Below are 22173 nucleotides of genomic sequence, written 5' to 3'. Positions count from 1 at the left end.
GCGACCATAGGGACACCACGACACCGGAGGGGTGCCGTATTTCGCATCAGAACGAAGGATGGGTTCACCAGGTGACAGAGGAAAGCACTCAGCACGGATTCGACGGCGCGTTGTCCGACCCGGCTGACCTCTCCCTGGGTGAACTCGAACTCGAGGAGCGGTCGTCGCTGCGCCGGGTCGCCGGGCTCTCGACCGAACTGCAGGACATCACCGAGGTCGAGTACCGGCAGCTGCGCCTGGAGCGCGTCGTGCTGGTCGGGGTCTGGACCGAGGGCACCGCGCTGGAGTCGGACGCCTCGCTGGCCGAGCTGGCCAGATTGGCCGAGACCGCGGGCTCGGAGGTCCTGGAAGGCCTCGTGCAGCGCCGTGACCGGCCAGACCCGGCCACCTACGTGGGCTCGGGCAAGGTCCTAGAGCTGGCTGAGGTCGTTCGCGCTACCGGCGCCGACACCGTTATCTGCGACGGTGAGCTCTCGCCGTCGCAGTTGCAGCAGCTGGAGGCCAGGCTCAAGGTCAAGGTCATCGACCGCACGGCCCTGATCCTGGACATCTTCGCCCAGCACGCCCGGTCCAGGGAGGGCAAGTCCCAGGTCGAGCTGGCGCAGCTGCAGTACCTGCTGCCGCGCCTGCGCGGGTGGGGTCAGACGCTGTCCCGGCAGGCCGGTGGTCGAGCCGGTGGCGCCAACGGCGGCGTGGGTCTGCGCGGTCCCGGTGAGACGAAGCTGGAGACCGACCGCAGGCGCATCCGCGCGAAGATCTCCAAGCTGCGCAAGGAGATCACGGCGATGGCCACGGTCCGCGACACCAAGCGCGGCCAGCGCACAGCCAACGAGATCCCCAGCGTCGCCATCGCCGGGTACACCAACGCGGGCAAGTCCAGCCTGCTCAACGCCCTCACCGGGGCGGGTGTGCTGGTGGAGGACTCGCTGTTCGCGACCCTCGACGCCACCACCAGGCGCACGCTGACGCCCGAGGGGCACACGTACACGCTGACCGACACGGTCGGCTTCGTCCGGCACCTGCCGCACCAGCTGGTCGAGGCGTTCCGCTCGACGCTGGACGAGGTGGCCGACGCCGACCTCGTGCTGCACGTGGTCGACGGGGCGGACCCGATGCCGGAGTGGCAGGTCAACGCGGTGCGCGAGGTCCTGCACGAGATCGGCGACCGGCGCGGCCGGGCGATGCCGCCGGAGCTGGTCGTGGTCAACAAGGTCGACGCCGCCACGGAGTTCGGCCTGGCCAGGCTGCGGCACCTGCTGCCGGGGGCGGTGTTCGTCTCCGCGCACACCGGGGCGGGCATCGACGAGCTGCGCGAGCGGGTCTCCGGGCTGCTGCCCCGGCCGGAGCAAGAGGTCGACGTGCTGGTGCCGTACTCGCGGGGCGAGCTCGTGGCGCGGGTGCACCGGGAGGGCGAGATCCTCTCGGAGGAGCACACGGGCGCGGGCACCCAGCTGCGCGCGAAGGTCAAGCCCGACCTCGCGGGCGTGCTGGAGGCGTACGCGCGCACCACGGTCTGACAAGGCACGGAGCACAGGGCTCCCGGGGAGACAGGCGTCTCACCGGGAGCCCTTCGTGTGAACGCTGTGCCACCCACGCGCGTCTGCGTCTCTATAGCCGTGACATGACTACGGTGGATAGGGGAACAGGGGAGGTGGCCGGGTGCGGGTGTTGGCGACCGCGGCATTGGTCGTGTGGTTGGGCGTCATGGGGGCAACGGTGGCGTCAGCGCAACCGCAGACACCTACCGACGCGTGCGTCCAGTCGGACAAGAGACTCAACGAGCTGTCAGGGCTAGCGACGGACGGCGAGCGTTGGTACGCCGTGAACGACGGTGGCACCAAGTCGACCGTCTTCGTCCTGGGACACGACTGCAAGGTCCAGAAGGTCATCAACGGCCCCACGGACCCGTTCGACGTCGAGGACATGGCCCGCGCGGCGGACGGCACCTTCTGGCTCGCGGACACGGGGGACAACGAGAAGAAGCGCGAGACCGTGGCGCTGATCGAGCTAACCCCCGCCGGTAAGACCACCCTGCACCGTCTGACCTATCCGGACGGTCCACATGACACGGAAACTCTGCTGCTGGACAAGAACGGCACGCCCTACCTGGTGACCAAGAGCCCGTTCGGCGTGTCCGAGGTGTACCGCCCGAACGGAAAGCTGGCGTCCCCCGGCCCGACTCCACTCGAACGGGTGGGAGAGGTGCAGATCAGCAGCACCGACACCAAGGGCGGCCCGGTCAACCCGGCGATCGGCTCGATGGTCGTGACCGGCGGGACCGTCAGCCCCGACGGCACGGTCGTGGTGCTGCGCACCTACACCGACGCCTACCTCTACCCGGCCCCGGACGGCGACATCATGGCCGCGCTCAAGCGCAAGGCCGTGCGCGTCCCGCTGCCCGACGAGAAGCAGGGCGAGGCGATCGCCCTCGAACCGGACGGCACGCTGGTGTCCGGCTCGGAAGGCGTGGGGTCACCCGTCCGCGTGGTCAAGGGCGCCACCGCGCTGCTCACCACCGAGGCCGCGCCCCCGACCGGCACCAGCGGCGAGTCCGGTCCCACCGCGACGGGCACCTCCGCCGACGGCAACGGCATGTCCACGGTGCCCGCGCTCGGCATCGCCGCGGTCGCGATCGGCGGCACGCTGTTCCTCATGCACCGCAGGGCCGCCAAGCGGTCCTGATCAGAGCCTGCGCAGCACCGCGACGACCTTGCCCAGGATCGTCGCCTCGTCGCCGGGGATCGGCTCGTAGGCGTCGTTGTGCGGCAGCAGCCACACGTGCCCGTCGCGGCGCTTGAACGTCTTGACGGTGGCCTCGCCGTCGATCATGGCGGCCACGATGTCGCCGTTGTCGGCGGTCGGCTGCTGGCGCACCACGACCCAGTCGTCGTCGGCGATCGCGGCGTCGATCATCGAGTCGCCCGCCACCTTCAGCATGAACAGCGCGCCGTCGCCGACGATCTCCTTCGGCAGCGGGAACACGTCCTCGATGGCCTGCTCGGCCAGGATCGGCCCACCGGCGGCGATCCGGCCGACGACCGGGACGTAGGTCGGGGTGGGACCGGCCTCGGACTGCTCGATGAGCACCGGGCTGACCTGCTCGCCGCGCAGCTGCGCCGCGGAGGCGTCGGCCGCGAGCACGCCGATCGCGCGCGGGCGGTTCGGGTCGCGCCGCAGGTAGCCCTTCTCCTCCAGCGCGCGCAGCTGGTAGGCCACCGACGAGGTCGAGGTCAGCCCGACCGCCTCGCCGATCTCGCGCACGCTCGGCGGGTAGCCGTTGCGCTGGACCCAGGACCGGATCACCTCGAGGACCTGGCGCTGGCGCTGCGGCAGGTCGGCCGCGTCGACCCGCGCGTGGGCGGCCGGGAAGCTGCGCACGTTGTCCCCCGTCGCGGGCTTCCTCTTCTGCGCCCCCGCTGGCTTGCGACCACTCGTGCCTGACACTGCGCTGCCTCCCTGCGGCTACCGCCGGCGGGCCGGCGCTACCCCGAGTTTGTCCTCGTCATGACCGTGGAGCGGACTTCGATCTTCTCCGACATCGACGTTAGCCCGCCGACCTGCGCAGATCAAACACCTGTTCGAGCGACACGCCGGGCGGGTCTCGATTTTGTCGGTGCCAGGTGGTAGACACTCGCACGGGCGTTCGATCGAACGGCAGTTCGAACGCGGTTCGGCGGGAGGTAGGCGATGGCGGCACTGGCGACATCGACGACGGTGGAGGTCGAGACGGGGTCCCGGGCGGGTAAGCCCAGGTTGACCCTGGTGCACGGCCTGCCGGTGCGGGTGCCCGCACCCGGTCGGTCGGTCGGCAAGGGCAGGCTGCGACCACCCACCCGGCGGCGTCCCGTCGGCGCGCCACATGTGGTCGCCGCGCCCGACTGCGGCCCGCGGCGTGCCCCGATGTCGCTGCTCGTCGTCCTCGGTCTCGCCGCTCTTGTCGCCGCCCTGGTCTATGGCGTCGGCGCGCTCGCGAACTCGGTGGTCGTGCAGTCCGAGGTGCCGTCAACGACCACTGTGGTCCGTGTCGCCGCCGGTGAGTCACTGTCCGATGTGGCCGCCAAGATGGCCCCGGACAGCGACACGACCGCCGTGGTCGAGCGCATCCGCGAGCTCAACGGCCTCGACGACGCCACCGTCCGGCCGGGACAGCCGCTGACCGTCCCGGTCTCCCGCTGACCCCGTTCCCGCCGGTGGTCCGCACGTGTTCATGATCACTCGGCCGGGTGAGATCCGCCCCGTGCCGGGTGCCCTGGGTTTGGCCGCGCCCGCCGCTGGGGATCGCACCGCCATGGAGTCTGACAGCCGGTGTCCATTCCCTCGGATGGGTGACCTGTGCCCGTCACCCGTCCGACGCAACCGCAGGGTGCCCCGGTGACCGCGCAGCGTGGTCGTCAAGCCGTTGTCGAAGCCCGTCGGCGTGTCTGAGTTGCACCCATGTAGGGTCAGAGCATACGGTCGACCCCAATATCTAGTGGTTACAGAGCTGTAGTTAGTCCACAGGTTGGGGTGGGTTATCCACCGACCATCCACGTGTTATCCACAGTTCGATCACCATGCGTGTCCGGTCGCGCTCCGCCAGAGGAGTGGGCACGCGGGGAGTGCGGGAGAGGTCATGCGCTGTCCGTTCTGTCGGAACTCCGACTCGCGGGTCGTGGACTCGCGGGAGGTCGACGACGGGCAGGTGATCCGCCGCAGGCGCTCCTGCGCGCAGTGCAGCCGCCGGTTCACCACCGTCGAGGAGGCCATCCTCGCGGTGGTCAAGCGGTCCGGGGTGACCGAGCCGTTCAGCCGGGACAAGGTGGTGCGCGGCGTGCGGCGCGCCTGCCAGGGCAGGCCGGTCGACGAGGACCAGCTGCAGCTGCTGGCGCAGAAGGTCGAGGACGCCATCCGGGCCAGCGGCAGCGCCGAGGTCCCCAGCCACGAGGTGGGGCTGGCCATCCTCGGACCGCTGCGCGAGCTCGACGGGGTCGCCTACCTGCGGTTCGCCAGCGTGTACCGGTCCTTCTCCTCGGTGGAGGACTTCGAGCGGGAGATCGCCGACCTGCGGGCAGCCATCGCCAAGGGGACGGCGCACGAGCATGAGCAGTAGGCGGCACAGGAGCAGACGACCCCGGGGCGGGGAGCGTCGACCAGGACTACGGCCGCATCGGACGGGGAGCCCGGACGTGGCCAGAGCAGCACACGGCGTATTGGACGAGGGAGAGGGACCGGTCATGACCGAGACCGTCGAGACCGCGGTTGACCAGGTCGCGGACGCACCGCGGCGGGGGCTGCGGGTGGAGCGCGTCTACACCACCGAGGGGGTGCACCCCTACGACGAGGTCAGCTGGGAGCACCGCGACGTGGTGATGACCAACTGGCGCGACGGCTCGGTGAACTTCGAGCAGCGCGGCGTCGAGTTCCCCGACTTCTGGTCGGTCAACGCGACCAACATCGTCACCAGCAAGTACTTCCGCGGCGCGGTGGGCACCGCGGTCCGCGAGAGCTCCCTGCGCCAGCTCATCGACCGGGTGGTCCGGTCCTACGTGGCCGGTGGGGTCGAGCACGGCTACTTCGCCACCGACGCCGACGCGGTCGTCTTCGAGCACGAGCTGACCTGGATGCTGCTGCACCAGGTGTTCAGCTTCAACTCCCCGGTCTGGTTCAACGTCGGCACCAGCTCCCCGCAGCAGGTCAGCGCCTGCTTCATCCTCGCCGTCGACGACACGATGGACTCGATCCTCAACTGGTACAAGGAAGAGGGTCTGATCTTCAAGGGCGGCTCGGGGGCGGGCCTCAACCTCTCCCGCATCCGCTCCTCCAAGGAACTGCTGTCCTCCGGGGGCACCGCGTCCGGCCCGGTCTCGTTCATGCGCGGCGCCGACGCGTCCGCGGGCACCATCAAGTCCGGTGGCGCTACCCGCCGCGCGGCGAAGATGGTCGTGCTCGACGTCGACCACCCCGACGTGGAGGAGTTCATCGAGACCAAGGCCCGCGAGGAGCAGAAGATCCGCGTCCTGCGCGACGCAGGCTTCGACATGGACCTCGGCGGCTCCGACATCGCCTCGGTGCAGTACCAGAACGCCAACAACTCGGTGCGCGTGTCCGACGAGTTCATGCACGCGCTCGAGTCCGCCGGCCAGTTCGGCCTGCGCTCGCGCACCACCGGCGAGGTCATCGAGCGGGTCGACGCCAAGGGCCTGTTCGGCAAGCTCGCCAAGGCCGCCTGGGAGTGCGCCGACCCCGGCATCCAGTACGACGACACGATCAACGCCTGGCACACCTGCCCGGAGTCCGGCCGGATCACCGCGTCGAACCCGTGCAGCGAGTACATGCACCTGGACAACTCCAGCTGCAACCTGGCCTCGCTCAACCTGATGAAGTTCCTCGCCGACGACGGCACGTTCACCGCCGAGACCTTCGTCAAGGCCGTCGAGCTGGTCATCACCGCGATGGACATCTCGATCTGCTTCGCCGACTTCCCGACCGAGCCGATCGGCGACACCACCCGCAAGTTCCGCCAGCTGGGCATCGGCTACGCCAACATCGGCGCGCTGCTGATGGCCACCGGCCACGCCTACGACTCCGAGGGCGGCCGGACGCTGGCCGCGGCCATCACCTCGCTGATGACCGGCACCGCCTACCGCCGTTCCGCCGAGCTCGCGGGCATCGTCGGCGCCTACGAGGGCTACGCCCGCAACGCCGAGGCGCACCAGCGGGTCATGCGCAAGCACGCCGCCGCCAACGACCTGGTCCGCACCTACCACGCCAACGACGCCGCGGTGCAGAAGGTCGCCACGCGCGAGTGGCAGGCCGCGCTCGCGATCGGCGCGCGCAACGGCTGGCGCAACGCCCAGGCCAGCGTGCTCGCCCCGACCGGCACCATCGGCCTGATGATGGACTGCGACACCACCGGCATCGAGCCCGACCTCGCCCTCGTCAAGTTCAAGAAGCTGGTCGGCGGCGGCTCCATGCAGATCGTCAACCAGACCGTGCCGCGCGCGCTGACCTCGCTGGGCTACCAGGCCGAGCAGGTCGAGGCCATCGTCGAGTACATCGGCGAGCACGGCCACGTGGTGGACGCCCCCGGTCTGCGCCCGGAGCACTACGAGGTGTTCGACTGCGCGATGGGCGAGCGCTCGATCGCGCCCATGGGCCACGTGCGGATGATGGCCGCCGTGCAGCCGTTCATCTCCGGCGCGATCTCCAAGACGGTCAACATGCCGGAGGCGGCCACCGTCGCCGACGTCGAGGAGATCTACTTCCAGGGCTGGAAGCTGGGCCTCAAGGCGCTGGCGATCTACCGCGACAACTGCAAGGTCGGCCAGCCGCTGTCGGCGGGCAAGGGTGCCAAGGCCAGCGCCAAGGCCGAGCCTGAGACGGTCGTCGAGTACCGCCCGGTCCGCAAGCGCCTGCCCAAGAAGCGCCCCTCGCAGACCGTGTCCTTCACCGTCGGCGGCGCCGAGGGTTACCTGCACGCGGGCTCTTACCCTGACGACGGCCTCGGCGAGATCTTCGTCAAGCTGGGCAAGCAGGGCTCGACCCTGGCGGGCGTGATGGACGCGTTCTCCATGTCGATCTCGGTCGGCCTGCAGTACGGCATCCCGCTGGAGTTCTACGTCTCCAAGTTCCAGAACCTGCGCTTCGAGCCCGCGGGCATGACCGACGACCCGGACGTGCGCATCGCGACCAGCGTCCTCGACTACTTGTTCCGCAGGCTCGCCCTCGACCACCTGCCCTACGACAAGCGCGCCCAACTCGGCGTCTTCACCGCCGACGAGCGCTCCGCCCAGGTCGCCGCCGACTACAGCGGACCGTCCGACGTGGACCTCGAGGGCATGCGCTCCTCGGTCGAGTCCAGCCCCCGCGCCGCCGTGGAGGCCCCGGTCGAGGCCCACAGCTCGACCGAACTGCTGGAACTGCACCTGGGCAAGGCCGCCGACGCCCCGCTCTGCATGACCTGCGGCACCAAGATGCGCCCCGCGGGCTCCTGCTACGTCTGCGAGGGCTGCGGCTCCACCTCCGGCTGCAGCTGATCCGCCGTCACACAGGGGAGTCCACCCGGTCGGGTGGACTCCCCTGTGTGCTGTCCGCCCTGCCCACCAGCCACCTCGGCCGTGTCGAGATCTGGCGAACTGTCGGACAGCGCGTGCCAGTCCCTCGCTCCACGGCGGCAGCTCAGCTTGGCTGTGGTGCTTTGGGGGCGGGGGTGGAGGGGTGGGCCGGAGTTGGTGTGGGACTGGTGAAGATCTCTCCATGTCGTTGTCCGCCAAGGCATTGTCGGGGGCATGACGGATGAGGAGTGGTTGGAAGCGTTTACGGAAGAGGCTGCTCGGCGGATGTTGCGGGAGGAGCCGGAGTGGGGGGATGGGGCGGAGTTGGATCCTGCTGTCGTCCGTAGTGTGCAACGGTTTCAGGTAGGTGAAGATGGGGATGGGGCGAACCTGATCGAGAAGTCGGGGGATGGGTCCTATGGCGCGGCGGTGGCCCTATTTGTTGCTGAGGAGCAGAACCACGCTCGTATGTTGGCGCGGTTGCTAGAGGCTGCTGGGGCGTCCACTATCCAGTCGCACTGGAGTGATGTGGTGTTCGTCTGGTTGCGTAGGGCGCTGGGGCTCAAGTTGGAGCTGATGGTCCTCACCATCGCGGAGGTGGTGGCGCTCGCGTACTACCGGGTGTTGCGCGACGGGGTGGGGGATCGGCTCGCGGCGGAGGTTGCCGCGCGGTTGTTGGCTGATGAGCGGCGGCATGTGCCGTTTCACCTGCATCGGCTCGGGCGGGTGTCGGGGGTGAGCCGGGTCGCGTGGCGGGTGTTGTTCCTCGGTGCTGTACTCGTCGTGGCGGTGGACCACGGGTCGGCGCTGCGGGTACTCGGGGTCACCCGGCGCGGGTTCGTGCGGGAGGCCTTGGCCGAGTTCGCAGCGGCCACGTCGCCGGTGGCTGTTGCGGCCCGGACGGTCTCCGTGTGACGTGATCAGCGAGCTCGGGAGGTTCCATGGCCATCCTCGTCACCGGCGGCACAGGGGTGCTGGGGCGGCAGGTCGTCCGCGCACTGCCTGACGCGAGGGTGTTGACCCGCTCAGGCGACGGTTACCGCGGCGACTTGCTCACCGGCGAGGGGCTAGATGAAGCTCTTGCCGGAGTGACGGCGGTAGTGCACTGCGCCACCACGCTCGGTCGCAAGGATGTAGACGCTACGGCGGCTCTTATCGCTGCCGCCAAGCGATCGGGCAACCCGCACCTGGTCTATATCTCCATTGTGGGAGTGGACCGGATCCCGTTGCCCTACTACCGGGCGAAGTTGGCGGCCGAGCGGTTGGTCGAGGACTCCGGGCTCCCGTACTCCATCCTGCGCGCCACCCAGTTCCACGACCTGATCGCCAAGCTCTTCGCCCCGCAGCGCCTGGTTCTGTTCTACCCGGCGTTCGCGTTCCAGCCGGTGGACACCGCTACCGTGGCGGCTCGCCTAGCCACCTTGGCAACCGGTTCGGCGCAAGGGCGGGTAACGGACCTAGGTGGCTCCACGGTGTGGCCGGCGAAAGCGCTCGCAGGGCAGTACCTGGTCGCGACCGGGCGTAGAGCCCTTCGAGTGCCGGTATGGCTGCCCGGTCGTACCTTCGCCGCGTACCGAGCCGGACACCACCTGGCACCGGCGCACGCGGAGGGACAGGTGGAGTTCGCCGATTTCCTGGCCGGTGAGCCCCGTCACCCTTGACTTCGACATTGGTCGAGGTTCGATGCTGGTCGCATGACCAAGACGATGACCGCGGTCGCGGTCACCCAGTTCGGCGCCCCCGAGGTGCTGCGCCTGATCACCCTCCCGCTGCCCGAGCCGGGGCCGGGTGAGGTGCGGCTGCGGCTGCACGCCGCGGGGGTGCAGCCCTTCGACGTCGCGGTCCGCCGGGGGGTGGGGCCGCCCGCCGGGCAGGCTGTGTTGCCGCAGGTCATCGGCAACGAGTACGCCGGGGTCGTCGACGCCGTGGGTGCCGGGGTCGACTCGGTCTCGGTCGGCGACGAGGTGCTGGGGTTCGCCGTCTACGGCAGCTACGCCCAGTACCGGATCGCTCCCGCGGCGAACCTCGTGGCGAAGCCCGAGAGCATGCCGTGGGCTGTCGCCGGGTCGTTCACCGCGGGCGCGCAAACGGCGTCGATGGCCGTCGAGGACCTGGGGGTCCGGGTGGGGGAGACGCTGCTGGTGCACGCGGGCGCGGGGGCGGTCGGCACGATGGCGATCCAGCTCGCCCGGCTGCGTGGGGCGACGGTGATCGCGACGGCCAGCCTCGCCAACCACGACTACCTGCGGGAACTCGGCGCCATCCCGGTCGAGTACGGCGACGGCCTGGTGGAGCGGGTCCGCGCCGTCGCCCCGCACGGGGTCGACGCGGCGTTGGACGGGGCCGGGGTCGATGCCCTCACCGCGTCGATCGAGCTGGGTGTCGATCCGGACCGCGTCGTCACTCTGGTGGTATGGGACCGGTACGCGGAGTTCGGGGTGCGACGGGTGACAGGGACCCGATCGGCCGCGCGGCTGGCCGGTTTGGTCGACCTCTACGACCGCGGGTTGCTGCGCGCTCACGTGCGGTCGCGCTACCCGCTCGCCGCGGCGTCGCACGCACACCGCGAGGTAGAGACTGGTCACGGTAGGGGAAGGGTGGTGCTTGTCATCCCCTAGCGGCTCTATGATGACGCCACGCGCGCGGGGCTCGGGGGAGTCGTTCGTTCCGGTGCTGTGTCGCTGACCTGGGGGACAAGTGATCGGGAACGAACCGCGGTACGACTATGCCTCGATGGGCAGCAGCAGGTCGGCCCGTCGCGGCTGGCCGGTGGTGATCCTGGGTGTTCTGGGCACGTTCCTCATGGTCGTGTTCTGGATGGCCGCGATCCGGGACTTCGGCGGACCCAGGCCGATCGCGGGAACCGCTTACGCCGTGGGAGAGCAGTCAGAGCTATCTGACGCCGATACGCCAGTCGACATCTCCAAGAACTCTCTGCTCGTGCCGGGCCGAGAGGTAGCAGCGGCGCAGTGCGCGATGCTGCCTCTCGGCACTACCGCGGCCCAGTTGGAGGCCTTCTACCGCGAGGGACTGGTCTGCCTGGACCGAGCTTGGACGCCGGTGCTGCGCGCGATAGGCAAGCCGGTGGTCTCGCCCAAGCTGTCGATCGCCGACGTCCCGAAAGCCCGGTGCGGAGTCACCCCTACCGAGGACGAGGCGCTGGCCTTCTACTGCAACCGCGACCGGACCATCTACATGCCCCGGGAGCGGCTGATGCGGTCGGCGGGCGACTCCGCGCCGTACCACCTCGCGGTCCTCGCCCACGAGTACGGCCACCACGTGCAGGCGTTGACCGGGATCCTGTCCGCCTCGGCGCTGCGGGAGGACGCCGCGGAGGAGAGCGAGGCGCTGGAGATCTCCCGGCGCACCGAGTTGCAGGCCAACTGCCTCGGCGGCCTGTTCCTCGACGCGGCCAAGCGCGGTGGCGCGCTGTCGGCGGACTTCGTCGACGAGGCGGCCGACAGCTTCGGTGACACCCTCAGTTCGGAGACCCACGGCTCGCGGCGCAACCAGTTGGCCTGGGCGAAGCGCGGGACGGGAGGCGGCACTACGGCTTCATGTGACACCTGGTCCGCGCAATCGGTCGACGTCGAGTAGTCCGCTAGCCCTGCCGCCACAGGGTGAGCACACGGTCGATGTCCTCGCGGATGCGTTCGCGCGCGGTAGCCCTAGGGACTCCCGCCATCAACATCGCGTCGTAGTCGGTTTCCTCGTGCCGGATGGCAGCGACCACGGCCAACGTCACCGCGTGCTCGTCGAGTGCCTGCCCCGCGGCCGACCGCCCGACCCGCCCGCTGCTGCGGGTGCCCGCGTGCTCGGCGATCCCCTGGGCGCGGTCGGTGGCGAGACCGGGGAACAGGTCCCGGATCCGCTCGGCGAACGCGGCCTGGAACACCAGGTCCTGGGCCGCCCGACGACCCCGGTCGCGGGCCTTGCGGCGCTCCCGCAGGTCCTCGTCGGCCAGGCACTGCTCCTCGGCCGTGTCCAGCGCGGCCCGCTCGACCAGCAGCCCGCGCCGGTCGAAGCGCTTGCGCGACTTGCTCCACCGCACCACCACCGCGGCCAGCCCGCTGGCCTTGCGGGCGCGCCTGGTCAGCGCGGCGTCCCCGGCGGGCAGGAACACCAGGTGGTCCATGTCGGCGCAGTCCAGGCACAGCGGCTTGTCGTCCTCGACGAAGTGGAAGTCGCCGGTCTCGCCGCACTGCGCGCAGTGCCAGCGCGTGTCCGGGTTGATCACGACGAGGTCCGGTGCCTTCGCCTGCCGCTGCACGACCTTCGCCAGACGGGCGGGGGGCAGCGCCGGGTCGGCCCACTGGGTGCGGAAGGCCTGCTCGACCCCGGCGTCACCGGAGCGGCTGAACCGCAGCACCCGCCGGTCCCTCGTCGCCGCCACGTAGTCCACTTCGGACTTGAGCAGGCCGAGGCCCGCGGCCCACTCGTGCAGGTAGGTCATCGCCTCGACCAGGCGCTCGGGCCCCACGGCGGCGAGGGTGTCCAGGTGCGGCTCCTGCCCCAGTTCCCACGACTGCACCGACCGGCTGCCCAACCACCCCAGCTCGGACAGGACCGCCAGCGGCGCGACCACCTTCTTGCGCTTGAGCAGGTCTTCCGCCACGGCCGTCACCCTGCGGTCCAGCCGTCCGCTCACCGAAGCCTCCGCTCACTGCTCATCCGTGTCGGCCAGCGCTCGGTACGCGGGCCGCAACCATTCCACCAGAGGGCGTCCGCCGACCGTCAGCGGTAACGGGCCAAGTTGGTCCAACACCGCGTCGGGCGCCGCGCGGACTGAGGCCACCGCCGGAGCCGTCACGGGCGATCCCCAGAAGTCGTCGAGCACGTCAACGAGCGCGTCTTCATGCGGCGCCTCTGGCTGCAAGAGGGAGCCGCGCAACCCATCCAGCAGTTGCTGTCTCCCACGTCCACGCCAGGCGAGGATCTCGAAGGGGTCCGCGTCGAAGGATTCCGCCAGTAGGTAGCAGATCGCGGCAAGGTGCTTGCACGGCACTTCCCAGTCTGGGCACGAGCAGTCCATCGACAGCTCTCTTGCGCTATCGGGGAACAACCGCAGCCCCGCGCGCGCGAACACGTCCTCGATGTCTTGCGGTAGCTCACCTGCGAGCAGCTTAGCGCGGAACAACGCTTGTCCCGCAAGCGCTTTCTCCACCTCGTACCACTCGGGTTCGGTGAACGCCTTGATCCCGATCCGCACGCGGTAGGGCTCTTCTCGCGATCCCTGGACCTGCGCCATGACGATGCTCGTGGACAACGACATGCTCAGCACCTGGCCAGCACGCGCGTAGCGCCTACCGCGCTCGAAACGCCCACCTAGCCCTAGAGCCTCCAGCGACTCGATGAACCGGCGAGACCACCACGTCCGACCGATGTCACCGCGCTGGGTGCTGGCTCTAATACCGTCCTCGACCGGGATCGCCTTGGTCGACTTGTCCCGCCACCACTCGTCGTCAGGCACCGACGGCCTCCGACGACAGGGTTACCAGCTCGCGCAGCTCGTTGGTCGACAGCTCGGTCAACCAGCTCTCGCCGGTCCCCACCACGAGCTTCGACAACGCGCGCTTGGCCTCGATCATCGTGTCGATCTTCTCCTCGAGCGTGCCGAGGCAGACGAACTTGCGCACCTGCACGTCCTTGCGCTGCCCGATCCGGAACGCCCGGTCGGTCGCCTGGTCCTCCACCGCCGGGTTCCACCAGCGGTCCAGGTGGATCACGTGGTTGGCCTCGGTCAGCGTCAGCCCGGTGCCGCCCGCCTTGAGCGACAGCAGGAAGATCGACGGGCCCGACCCGGACTGGAACCGGCGGACCATGGCGTCGCGCTGGGCGCGGGACGTGCCGCCGTGCAGGAACAGCACCTCCGTGTCGAACCTCGCCGCCAGGTAGGGCACCAGCATCGCGCCGAACTCGGTGAACTGGGTGAAGCACAGCGCCCGCTCACCCTCGGCGAGCACCTGCTCCAGCGTCTCCTCCAGCCGGGCGAGTTTGCCGGAGCGGCCCGCCACCCGCGACCCGTCGCCGAGGAAGTGCGCCGGGTGGTTGCACACCTGCTTGAGCTTGGTCATCGTGGCCAGCACGAGGCCCTTGCGCTGCACGCCATCGGCCTCGTCGACCTTGGCGAGCATGTCGTCGACCACCGCGCGGTAGAGCGACGCCTGCTCGGTGGTCAGCGTGCACAGCTGGCGCATCTCCAGCTTGTCCGGCAGGTCGTCGACGATCGCCGGGTCGGTCTTGACCCTGCGCAGCACGAACGGCGCGGTGATCCGGCGCAGTCGCGCGGCGGCCTCCTCGTCGCCGTGCCGCTCGACCGGGACCGCGAACCTGGCCCGGAAACGCGACAGGGGGCCGAGCAGCCCGGGGTTGGTGAAGTCCATGACCGACCAGAGTTCCGCGAGCCGGTTCTCCACTGGCGTGCCGGTTAGCGCTACACGGTGCCGCGCGGGCAGTGACCGCATCGCCTGGGACTGCCTAGAGGCGCTGTTCTTGATGTTCTGGGCCTCGTCGAGCACGATCCGGTCCCAAGGCAGCGTGGCCAGCAGTGGTGCGTCACGGGAGGCGATGGCGTAGGTGGTGAGAACGAGGTCCGCCTCACCGACAGCGTCAGCAAGGTCTATGCCAAACAGCCTGTCTGCGCCGTGGTGGATGTGCACACGTAGACCTGGCGCGAATCGTTCGGTCTCCCGCTGCCAGTTACCGACAAGCGACATCGGGCAGACCAAGAGCGTCGGAGGTCTCTTGCCCTTCGCCCGTGTCATTGCCTCTAGCGCCAAGAGCTGAACCGTCTTGCCCAGACCCATGTCATCGGCAAGGCACGCGCCCAGGCCGACCCGGTCGAGGAATGCCAGCCAGGCAACGCCTCGACGCTGGTAGGGCCGCAGCTCGGCGGTGAAACCTTCCGGGGTCTCCACCGGCTCCAGGTGAGCCTCAACAGCGCCGGAGAGCAAGTCCGCCAACCAGCCCGAGCCGCTGACACCGACAACCGGTACCGGCAGCCCCTCCTCCTCCGGCGGCATACCGGCGAGATCGAGCACTTCGCCGACAGTCATCTGGCCGGTCCGCGTGCGCTCCAAGAACGCCAGACCCTCAGCCAAACCGCGCTGGTCGACCTGCACCCAGCGGCCACGTATCCGGACTAGAGGTACCTTCGCTGCCGCTAGATCGGTCAGTTCCTGCTCGGTGAGTGTCTGGTCTCCTAGCGCCAGATCCCAGCGGTAGTCGACCAGTTCGTTCTTACCCAGAACCGAATTGCGGCTCACGGTGCCTGCTGTGCCCCGACTCGTAGTAGTCAGCCGTAGCCCAACGCCGGATGACACACTCCAGCCTGACGGCAGCAAGACGCCGAAACCTGCTTGGTCAAGCGCGGCGGCACTGGTGAGGAATCGGTAAGCGCCTTCGGTGTCCAGGCTCAACCCGGCTGGCGCGTGCTCACGCAGACAACCGTCCAGATCCGGGAACAGCCGCGCGGCCCGGCCCAGCTCCGCTAGCAGCAACTCGTCCGGTCGCGTCACCCAGCGCCGCAGGATCGCGCCGCCGTCGCCTTGCCACACGCGCGCGGCCGGTACTAGAACGCTCGGGTCGTCCACGGCACGCAGCAGCAGTTCCAGCGTCCAGTCGGGGGTAGCGGAATCGTCCTCAGGCGCCCGTAGCCGGAAACAGGCGCGGACAGGTCCATCGAACTCGACCGCGGACCGCCACACGCGCAGGCTGTCGGCCAACCGCGCTGCCTGCTCCGGGGGAACGTCGAGCAGCGGATCACCGGTCAGCGCCGCTAGCAGCGCCCGGCTCGCCGACGTGCTCGTGCCGGACGGGCCGAGCCTGGTCCCTGCCAGCCGCGACCGCGCCACCGAGTCCACGAACGCGTCCAGCACCGGCCGCAGCACGTCCTCGGCCCGCCTGCCCGTCAGCCCGTCGACCTGCGCGGCCCGCAACACCGGCGGCACCGCGTCGCGCAGCCGGGCGTACCTGGCGGAGTCCGTGCCCGACAGCGCGGGGCGCCAGCGGGCGACCAGGCCGTCTTCCTCGGCCACCACGGTCGGCAGCACCCGACCCCGGCCCACCAGGTCCTCGGCGAAGGCAACCACGGTCGCCATGAACCGCACGCTGGTCCCGGTGCGCACGTCCCCGAGCCGGGGCACGCCGTGCCGGGCGAACACAGCCGGTGACATCCTCGACACCGGCACCCGCCACGGGTGCAGCCGCACCTCCCCGCGCGGTGTGACCCGCTTGGCCAAGGGGTCGAGGACCAGTTCAGGGGAGGCGCAGGGGCCGGACGGGTACGATGGCAGCAGCACCGGCACCTCGTCCGACACGCCCACCACCAGCGAGGACAGCGCACGCGCGGGTACCGCGAAGGGGTGCTCGGCGACCCCCTTGGCAGCCCTGCCCGGCCTACGCGCGGGCAGGGCTGAGTCCTCCGCCCAGAGCGCTACCTCTCCGGCGACCGTAACGAGGCAGTGCAGCGCCAACACCCGGTAGACACTACCCAGCGGGACCGACGATCCCGCCGGGGCCGGTGGGCAGACCCGTGATCAGGCCAGGGTGCGGAGCAGGAACTCGTAGACGATCGCCGACATGAACGCGCGCTGCGAGTTGTCCGCCGCCGCGCCGTGCCCGCCCTCGATGTTCTCGTAGTACCGCGGCGCGTGCCCCAGTTCGATCATGCGGGCGGCCATCTTCCGCGCGTGACCCGGGTGCACGCGGTCGTCCCTGGTCGAGGTCACGAAGAAGACCGGCGGGTACTTCGTTCCACTGTGGACGTTGTGGTACGGGGAGAACGTCTTCAGGTAGGACCAGTCGGCGGGGTCGTCCGGGTCGCCCCACTCGGCCATCCACGACGCGCCCGCGAGCAGCAGGTGGTAGCGCCGGAGGTCCAGCAGCGGGACCTGGCTCACGACGGCACCGAACAGTTCCGGGTAGCGGGTCAGCATCACCCCGGCCAAGAGGCCACCGTTGCTGCCACCCTGCATGCCCAGCCGCTCGGGCGTGGTGATGCCTCTTGCGACTAGATCCCTCGCAACGGCCGCGAAGTCCTCGTAGGCACGTGGTCGGTTCTCCCGCAGTGCGGCCCGGTGCCACGCGGGGCCGTACTCGCCGCCGCCGCGGATGTTGGCCACGACGTAGGTGCCGCCGTGCTCCAACCAGCCACGGCCAAGTCCACCGCTGTAGCTCGGGGTAAGGGACACCTCGAACCCGCCGTAGCCGTAGAGCAAGGTGGGACCGCTCGTGTCCGTGCCGCTCACGACGAAGTACGGCACCTTGGTGCCGTCGTCGGAGGTCGCGAAGTGCTGCTCGACGCTCAGCCCTTCGGTGTCGAAGAACGCGGGCGCCTGCCGCAGCGTCTCCAACTCGCCACCGACCTCACCGCGCAAGAGCGTCGCGGGCTGCAGGTAGCCGCTTACGTTGAGCAGGTACTCGTCGCTCTCATCGGGATCGGTGTCGATGACATCCGCAGACCCCACCTCGGGCGCACCAGGTAGCTCTGCCCGGCTCCATTCGCCCTGACCCGGCGTCAGCACTTCCAGGCGCGTCTTGACGTCGGAGAGCTCGACCAGGATCAGGTGGTTCTTCGTCCACGCGGTGCCGCTGAGCGAGGTGTGCTCGTCCGGGACGAACAGGACGGTCAGGTCACGCTCGCCGGTCATGAACGTCTCGAAGTCGGCGGCCAGCAGTGACCCGGTCAGGTAGGTGGTACTGCCCACGGTCCAGTCCGAGCGCAGGGTGATCAGCAGCCACTCGCGGTGCACGTCGACGCTCGCGTCCTGCGGCACGTCGATCTTGGCGAGGTCACCGTCCGCGGTGACCAGGTACTCCTCCGAGGTGAAGAAGTCCGGGAAGCGGCCCACGAGGTCGCGCTCGAAGCCGGGCGTCTGATCGCGGTACGCGTAGACGGTCACGTCCTCGGGCTTGCCTTCGAAGACCGTCTCGGCTGCCTCCAGCGGAGTGCCCCGACTCCACCTCTTGACCACACGCGCGTAGCCGGACGTGGTCAGCGAGCCCTCACCGAAGTCCGTGCCGACGTAGACAGTGTCCTCATCGATCCAACTGACCCTGGTCTTCGCCTCGGGGAGGGTGAACCCGTCCGCGACGAACTCCCCGGTCCGGAGGTCGAACTCCCGCACAACCGTGGCATCCGCGCCACCGCGCGATAGCTCTACCAGCGCCAGGTTGTAATCGGGCTTGAGCACCGACGCGCTCTTCCACACCCAGTTCTCGCCCTCGGCCTCACCGAGCGCGTCGACGTCGAGCAGCACCGTCCACTCCGGCGTCGCACCGCGGTACTGCTCAAGAGTGGTCCGTCGCCACAACCCACGCGGGTGGGCGGCGTCCTGCCAGAAGTTGTAGAGGTAGGCCCCACGCCGCCGCGGGTACGGGATGCGGTCGTCGGCGTCGAGCACCTCCAGCAGTCTCGCCTTGGTCGTCTCGAACCGCTCCCCGTCGGTGAGCACGGCGGTGGTCTCGGCGTTCCGGTCCCGGACCCAGTCGAGGGCCTTCTCGCCGGTGACGTCTTCGAGCCAGAGGTAGGGGTCGGCGTCGTCGGTCATGGGCGCCAGTCTGCCGGCGGGTGGGCTAGCGTGGGGGTCGTGGAGCTGGGATTCGCTTTGCCCGTGTCGGGCTCGTGGGCCACTGTCGACAACCTCGTGCGAGTAGCGACCCGGGCGGAGGAGTTGGGCTATCGGTCCTTGTGGACGATGCAGCGGCTCTTGTCTCCGCCTGATGACAGTTGGGGAGACGCTTACCGCAGCGTGTTGGACCCCATCGCCGCGTTGTCCTACGTGGCGGCTAGGACCAGTCGAGTGCGACTCGGTGTCGCCGTGCTCAACATGCCGTTCTTCGCCCCGTCTCTCCTAGCCAAGCAGCTGGCCACGCTCGACTTGCTCTCCGGTGGACGTGTCGACGCCGGTTTGGGCATCGGGTGGTCCGCTGAGGAGTTCGCAGCTGTTGGTGCTGACCTGGCCGGCCGCGGCAAGAGGGCTGACGAGTACATCTCGCTGCTGCGCCGCCTGTGGACCGAAGAGGTCGTCGACCACGAAGGTCCCCACTATCGGGTGCCCGCGAGCCGGTCCGACCCGAAGCCCGCCCAAGCAGGCGGACCGCCGATCCTGCTCGGTGGCGCTGCCGAGCCCGCGCTGCGTCGCGCGGGCCGCTTGGCCGACGGGTGGATCAGCAGCAGCCGGGCCGACCTGGCCACGATCGGCGAGTCGGTCCGCGTCGTGCGCGCCGCGGCCGAGGCGGCGGGCCGCGACCCCGACCGCCTGCGGATGGTCTGCCGCGGTGTCGTGCTCATGCGCCCCGACCAGGGGGAACGCCCGCTGACCGGCAGCGCCGAGAAGATCAAGGACGATATCGGGGGCCTGGCCGAGCAGGGGGTCACCGAGCTGTTCGTCGACCTCAACTTCGACCCGGCCATCGGCACCTCGGAGGCCGACCCGGCGGCGTCGATGGCGCACGCCGAGTCGGTCCTGACGGCCTTGGCCCCGATCAGCGGCTAATCGCGCCAGCCGGTGAGGGTGACGTCCTTGGCCACGTCCACCCGGAAGCCGATGGTGATCTCGCCGGTCTCCGCGGGCGGCACCGTGAGCTTCCAGGTGACCTCGCCGATGTCGGTCTGCTCTGTCGGCTGCGGCTTGAGCACCAGGTCGCGCACGACGATCGACTCGCTGCGGGACACCGGCACCTGGTCGACCACGGTGATCCGCGCCGGTCGCGGCCCGAAGTTGCTCACCTTGATCTGCCAGGTCGCCTCTTGGCGGCGGGTGCCGCCCAGCACCGCCTTGGACGCCGAACGCTTGACCAGGTCCCGCTCGACGCGGACCCGGTCATCGATGCCGAGGGTCAGCTCGACCTCCTCGCCCGGAGCCCACGCGGCCAGGTTGGTCACGCCGACGAACTCCGCGTCGTGGAAGATCGACGCCCGCCCGGGCCGGATTGTGTGTTCGGAGGTGTTGGTCGCCGTCGCGCGCAGGTAGGCCTCTGTGCCGACCAGTGGGACCGTGACGTGGTCGAGTTCCGCGGACAGCTCGATGGTCGCGACCGTAGTGCGGTGAGCGCTGCTGTCCGAAGGTACGGCTACCAGGCGTGATGGGCGGTAGACCGTCGCCGCCTCACCGTGCTCCACGCTCGCGTAGGACTCAGCGATCGGCGGCGGTGGTGAGTAGCCCCCCGGAGCCGCTGCGGCAGGCATCGCGGCGCCTCCCGCCATACCGAACCCTCGCTGCATGTCGTGGCCCTCACTGGCAGACATGCTCTTGCGACTGGCCTGCGGAACCGGCCGCAGGACGTCGAGGTACCAGGGCGCCAGCTCGGGCACGTCCACGCTGGTCGCGGGCCGGGCCGTGGACAGCCGCAGGTCGCACTCCGGCCAGTCCTCGCCGGTGTGCTGCGTGACCAGCCCGTACCAGGTCAGCGTCAGCTTCGTGCCGACGAGGCGCACGTCGTAGCGGGACTCCCAGTTCGCCGAGTCGACCAGGTAGGAGACCTCCAGCTCCACATCGCCGTCCGCCGCCACCGCCAGCTCGACCTCGATCGCGGTCGTGTCCGGCAGCCGCTGGCCCTGGCGCCCGGCGATCCGCCGCTCGACCTCGTCCAGCTCCGCCTGGGTGGTGCGCACGGAGTCGATCAGCTCGCGGCGCCGCGCGTACACCTCGGCCAGCTGCTCGGCCAGCGCGTCACCGACCTGCGCCACCCGGGCCGGGTCGGTCTCGTCCTTGGCCAGCGCCTGCGCGAAGGTGCTGCCCACGCGCCTGCCCAGCGTGGTGATCAGCTCGGCCCGCGCGTCCAGCACGCTGCCGCGGTCACCCAACTCCTGCAGCGCCGCGTGGAGGGAGTCCCTGCGCTCCTCGAGCTCACCGAGTGGCGCGTCCTGGGTGCGGTGGTGGTGCTCTGTGCGCACGTCGACACCGAGCACCGTCGCGCGTCCGATGCCCGCGACGCGGATGGAGTCCGCGTGCAGGTACTGCGGTAGCCCACCGATGGTGACGCGGTGCTCGCCCGCGCTTAGCGCTACCTCGCCGCTACGGGTGATTCGCGCCTGTCCCGGATAGACGGTCACGGCGGTGATGCCTGCGTCAAATCGAATGGTCACGCCGCGAGGCTACTCACCGGAGCGCTCGACGGCATCGATCCTGGCGAGGAGATCGGCCTTGAGCTCGGGGCCGCAGAACGCGGACCGCACCCCGGTTCGAGCGATGTCGGCCAGCTCTCCCCGGCCCAGGCCGAGGTGCTCGTGGCAGAGCAGGTACTCGCGGTCGAGGTGTGTGTGGAACATGCCGGGGTCATCCGTCGCCAACGTGACCGGTACACCTGCCTCCAGCAGTAGTGGCAACGGGTGCTGCTTGATGTCGCCCACGGCGCGTGTGCGGAGGTTCGACGTCGGGCACACCTCCAACGGAATGCCCTCGTGGGCCAGATGGCGCAAGAGGTCCCGGTCTTGAACCGCGCTCACCCCGTGACCGATGCGTTCGGCGCCGAGTTCCCGGACCGCGGCCCAGATCTCTTCCGGCCCCACGGTCTCACCCGCGTGTGGCACCGAGTGCAGACCCGCTTCCCGTGCGCGGTCGAACGACCGGCGGAACGACGCGCGCGGCATACCGGCTTCCTGACCTCCGACCCCAAAGGCAACGGTGCCTTCCGGCATGTGCGCGAGGACCCAGTCGACTGTCCTTTCGTCCTCGGCGCGCTCCAGGCCCGCCGGGATGTCGAAGATCCAGGCCAGGACAACGCCATGTTCCGCGAGCGCCCTCTTACGTCCACCGGTCAACGCTTCCGACAACTCCGCCGGATCCATGCCGTTGTTGAGGTGGTCGAAAGCCGTGATGGTCACCTCTGCGTAGTGCGCGTTAGAGGCAGCGAGATCGCGGGCGATGCCAACAAGCAAGGTAGTGATATCCGCGCCAGTACGGACTAGGCGTGAGACCTTGCCGTAGACGGTGATGAAGTGGGTGAAGTCGGTGAACTCGTAGTACCGCACCAAGTCGTCGCGGTCGGTGGGGACACCGCCATCCGGGTGGCGGCGGGCGAGTTCGAGAACCGAGTCCAGTGGGGCCGAACCGACCAGGTGCAGGTGCAGTTCGACCTTGGGCAGGGCGTGGATGTAGGCGTGCACGGGTGACCTCTCGGAATGTGGGACGGGTAC

General features: G+C 69.6%; 17 protein-coding genes. 10 read left to right on the top strand and 7 right to left on the bottom strand.

Annotation, left to right across the window (positions count from 1 at the left end; all coding sequences use genetic code 11):
• Positions 1–71: 71 nt before the first annotated feature.
• A complete protein-coding gene (gene hflX / locus BMY07_RS32190; protein ID WP_425426389.1) occupies positions 72–1517 on the top strand; it encodes a GTPase HflX in 1446 nt (481 codons plus the stop codon).
• Positions 1518–1659: 142 nt separating this feature from the next.
• Positions 1660–2682 (top strand): SdiA-regulated/phytase-like domain-containing protein, encoded by a 1023-nt coding sequence (locus BMY07_RS32185; RefSeq protein WP_425426388.1) that lies wholly within the window; start codon positions 1660–1662, stop codon positions 2680–2682.
• Here BMY07_RS32185 and lexA read toward each other — a convergent pair whose 3' ends face one another.
• A complete protein-coding gene (lexA, locus tag BMY07_RS32180; RefSeq protein ID WP_092786887.1) occupies positions 2683–3378 on the bottom strand; it encodes a transcriptional repressor LexA in 696 nt (231 codons plus the stop codon).
• A gap of 309 nt (positions 3379–3687) precedes the next feature.
• On the opposite strand from lexA, the gene BMY07_RS35770 reads away from it, so the two are divergent.
• From BMY07_RS35770 to BMY07_RS32145, 7 genes are all read left to right on the top strand, one after another.
• Positions 3688–4176: a LysM peptidoglycan-binding domain-containing protein gene (locus tag BMY07_RS35770; protein ID WP_092786885.1), complete on the top strand. Its 489-nt coding sequence runs from the start codon at positions 3688–3690 to the stop codon at positions 4174–4176.
• Between the two features lie 436 nt (positions 4177–4612).
• Positions 4613–5089: a transcriptional regulator NrdR gene (gene nrdR / locus BMY07_RS32170; RefSeq protein ID WP_092786883.1), complete on the top strand. Its 477-nt coding sequence runs from the start codon at positions 4613–4615 to the stop codon at positions 5087–5089.
• 124 nt (positions 5090–5213) lie between these two features.
• Entirely contained in the window at positions 5214–8015 is a 2802-nt protein-coding gene (locus tag BMY07_RS32165) for a vitamin B12-dependent ribonucleotide reductase (protein WP_092786881.1), read from the top strand.
• 549 nt (positions 8016–8564) lie between these two features.
• Complete coding sequence (locus BMY07_RS35765) at positions 8565–8948, top strand: hypothetical protein (RefSeq protein ID WP_245782781.1); 384 nt, start codon at positions 8565–8567, stop codon at positions 8946–8948.
• Between the two features lie 26 nt (positions 8949–8974).
• The gene (locus tag BMY07_RS32155) at positions 8975–9694 is read left to right on the top strand and encodes an SDR family oxidoreductase (protein WP_092786877.1); all 720 of its coding nucleotides are present in this window, start codon (positions 8975–8977) and stop codon (positions 9692–9694) included.
• Positions 9695–9727: 33 nt separating this feature from the next.
• Positions 9728–10651, top strand: coding sequence for an NADP-dependent oxidoreductase (locus BMY07_RS32150; RefSeq protein WP_342741571.1), 924 nt, complete (start codon positions 9728–9730; stop codon positions 10649–10651).
• A gap of 115 nt (positions 10652–10766) precedes the next feature.
• Entirely contained in the window at positions 10767–11630 is an 864-nt protein-coding gene (locus BMY07_RS32145; protein WP_143073745.1) for a neutral zinc metallopeptidase, read from the top strand.
• Positions 11631–11634: 4 nt separating this feature from the next.
• Here the strand turns inward: BMY07_RS32145 and BMY07_RS32140 are convergent, their stop codons facing one another.
• From BMY07_RS32140 to BMY07_RS32125, 4 genes are read right to left on the bottom strand one after another with little or no spacing between them, the layout of a single operon-like run.
• Complete coding sequence (locus BMY07_RS32140) at positions 11635–12681, bottom strand: DUF2293 domain-containing protein (RefSeq protein ID WP_092786873.1); 1047 nt, start codon at positions 12679–12681, stop codon at positions 11635–11637.
• A 12-nt stretch (positions 12682–12693) separates the two neighbouring features.
• A complete protein-coding gene (locus tag BMY07_RS32135) occupies positions 12694–13503 on the bottom strand; it encodes an SWIM zinc finger family protein (RefSeq protein WP_143073744.1) in 810 nt (269 codons plus the stop codon).
• Positions 13496–16510 carry a DEAD/DEAH box helicase gene (locus BMY07_RS32130; RefSeq protein ID WP_092786871.1) on the bottom strand — a complete coding sequence of 1005 codons (3015 nt, stop codon included), beginning with the start codon at positions 16508–16510 and terminating at the stop codon, positions 13496–13498. Before BMY07_RS32130 ends, BMY07_RS32135 begins: the two co-directional genes overlap by 8 nt.
• A gap of 60 nt (positions 16511–16570) precedes the next feature.
• Entirely contained in the window at positions 16571–18583 is a 2013-nt protein-coding gene (locus BMY07_RS32125; RefSeq protein WP_092786868.1) for a prolyl oligopeptidase family serine peptidase, read from the bottom strand.
• A 30-nt stretch (positions 18584–18613) separates the two neighbouring features.
• Between BMY07_RS32125 and BMY07_RS32120 the strand changes: the two genes are divergently transcribed.
• On the top strand, positions 18614–19531 hold the full coding sequence (locus BMY07_RS32120; RefSeq protein WP_342741570.1) for a TIGR03619 family F420-dependent LLM class oxidoreductase: 918 nt from the start codon (positions 18614–18616) through the stop codon (positions 19529–19531).
• Here BMY07_RS32120 and BMY07_RS32115 read toward each other — a convergent pair.
• Both BMY07_RS32115 and add read right to left on the bottom strand, forming a co-directional pair.
• Positions 19528–21123 (bottom strand): mucoidy inhibitor MuiA family protein, encoded by a 1596-nt coding sequence (locus BMY07_RS32115; protein WP_245782780.1) that lies wholly within the window; start codon positions 21121–21123, stop codon positions 19528–19530. The genes BMY07_RS32120 and BMY07_RS32115 overlap by 4 nt on opposite strands.
• 9 nt (positions 21124–21132) lie before the next feature.
• Positions 21133–22143 (bottom strand): adenosine deaminase, encoded by a 1011-nt coding sequence (add, locus tag BMY07_RS32110; protein WP_092786866.1) that lies wholly within the window; start codon positions 22141–22143, stop codon positions 21133–21135.
• Positions 22144–22173 lie beyond the last annotated feature (30 nt).

The sequence above is a fragment of the Actinokineospora terrae genome, assembly GCF_900111175.1.
GTDB lineage: Bacteria > Actinomycetota > Actinomycetes > Mycobacteriales > Pseudonocardiaceae > Actinokineospora > Actinokineospora terrae.
The sequence above is the reverse complement of the archived record's forward strand: the minus strand, read 5'-3'. Positions and strand labels throughout refer to the sequence as shown.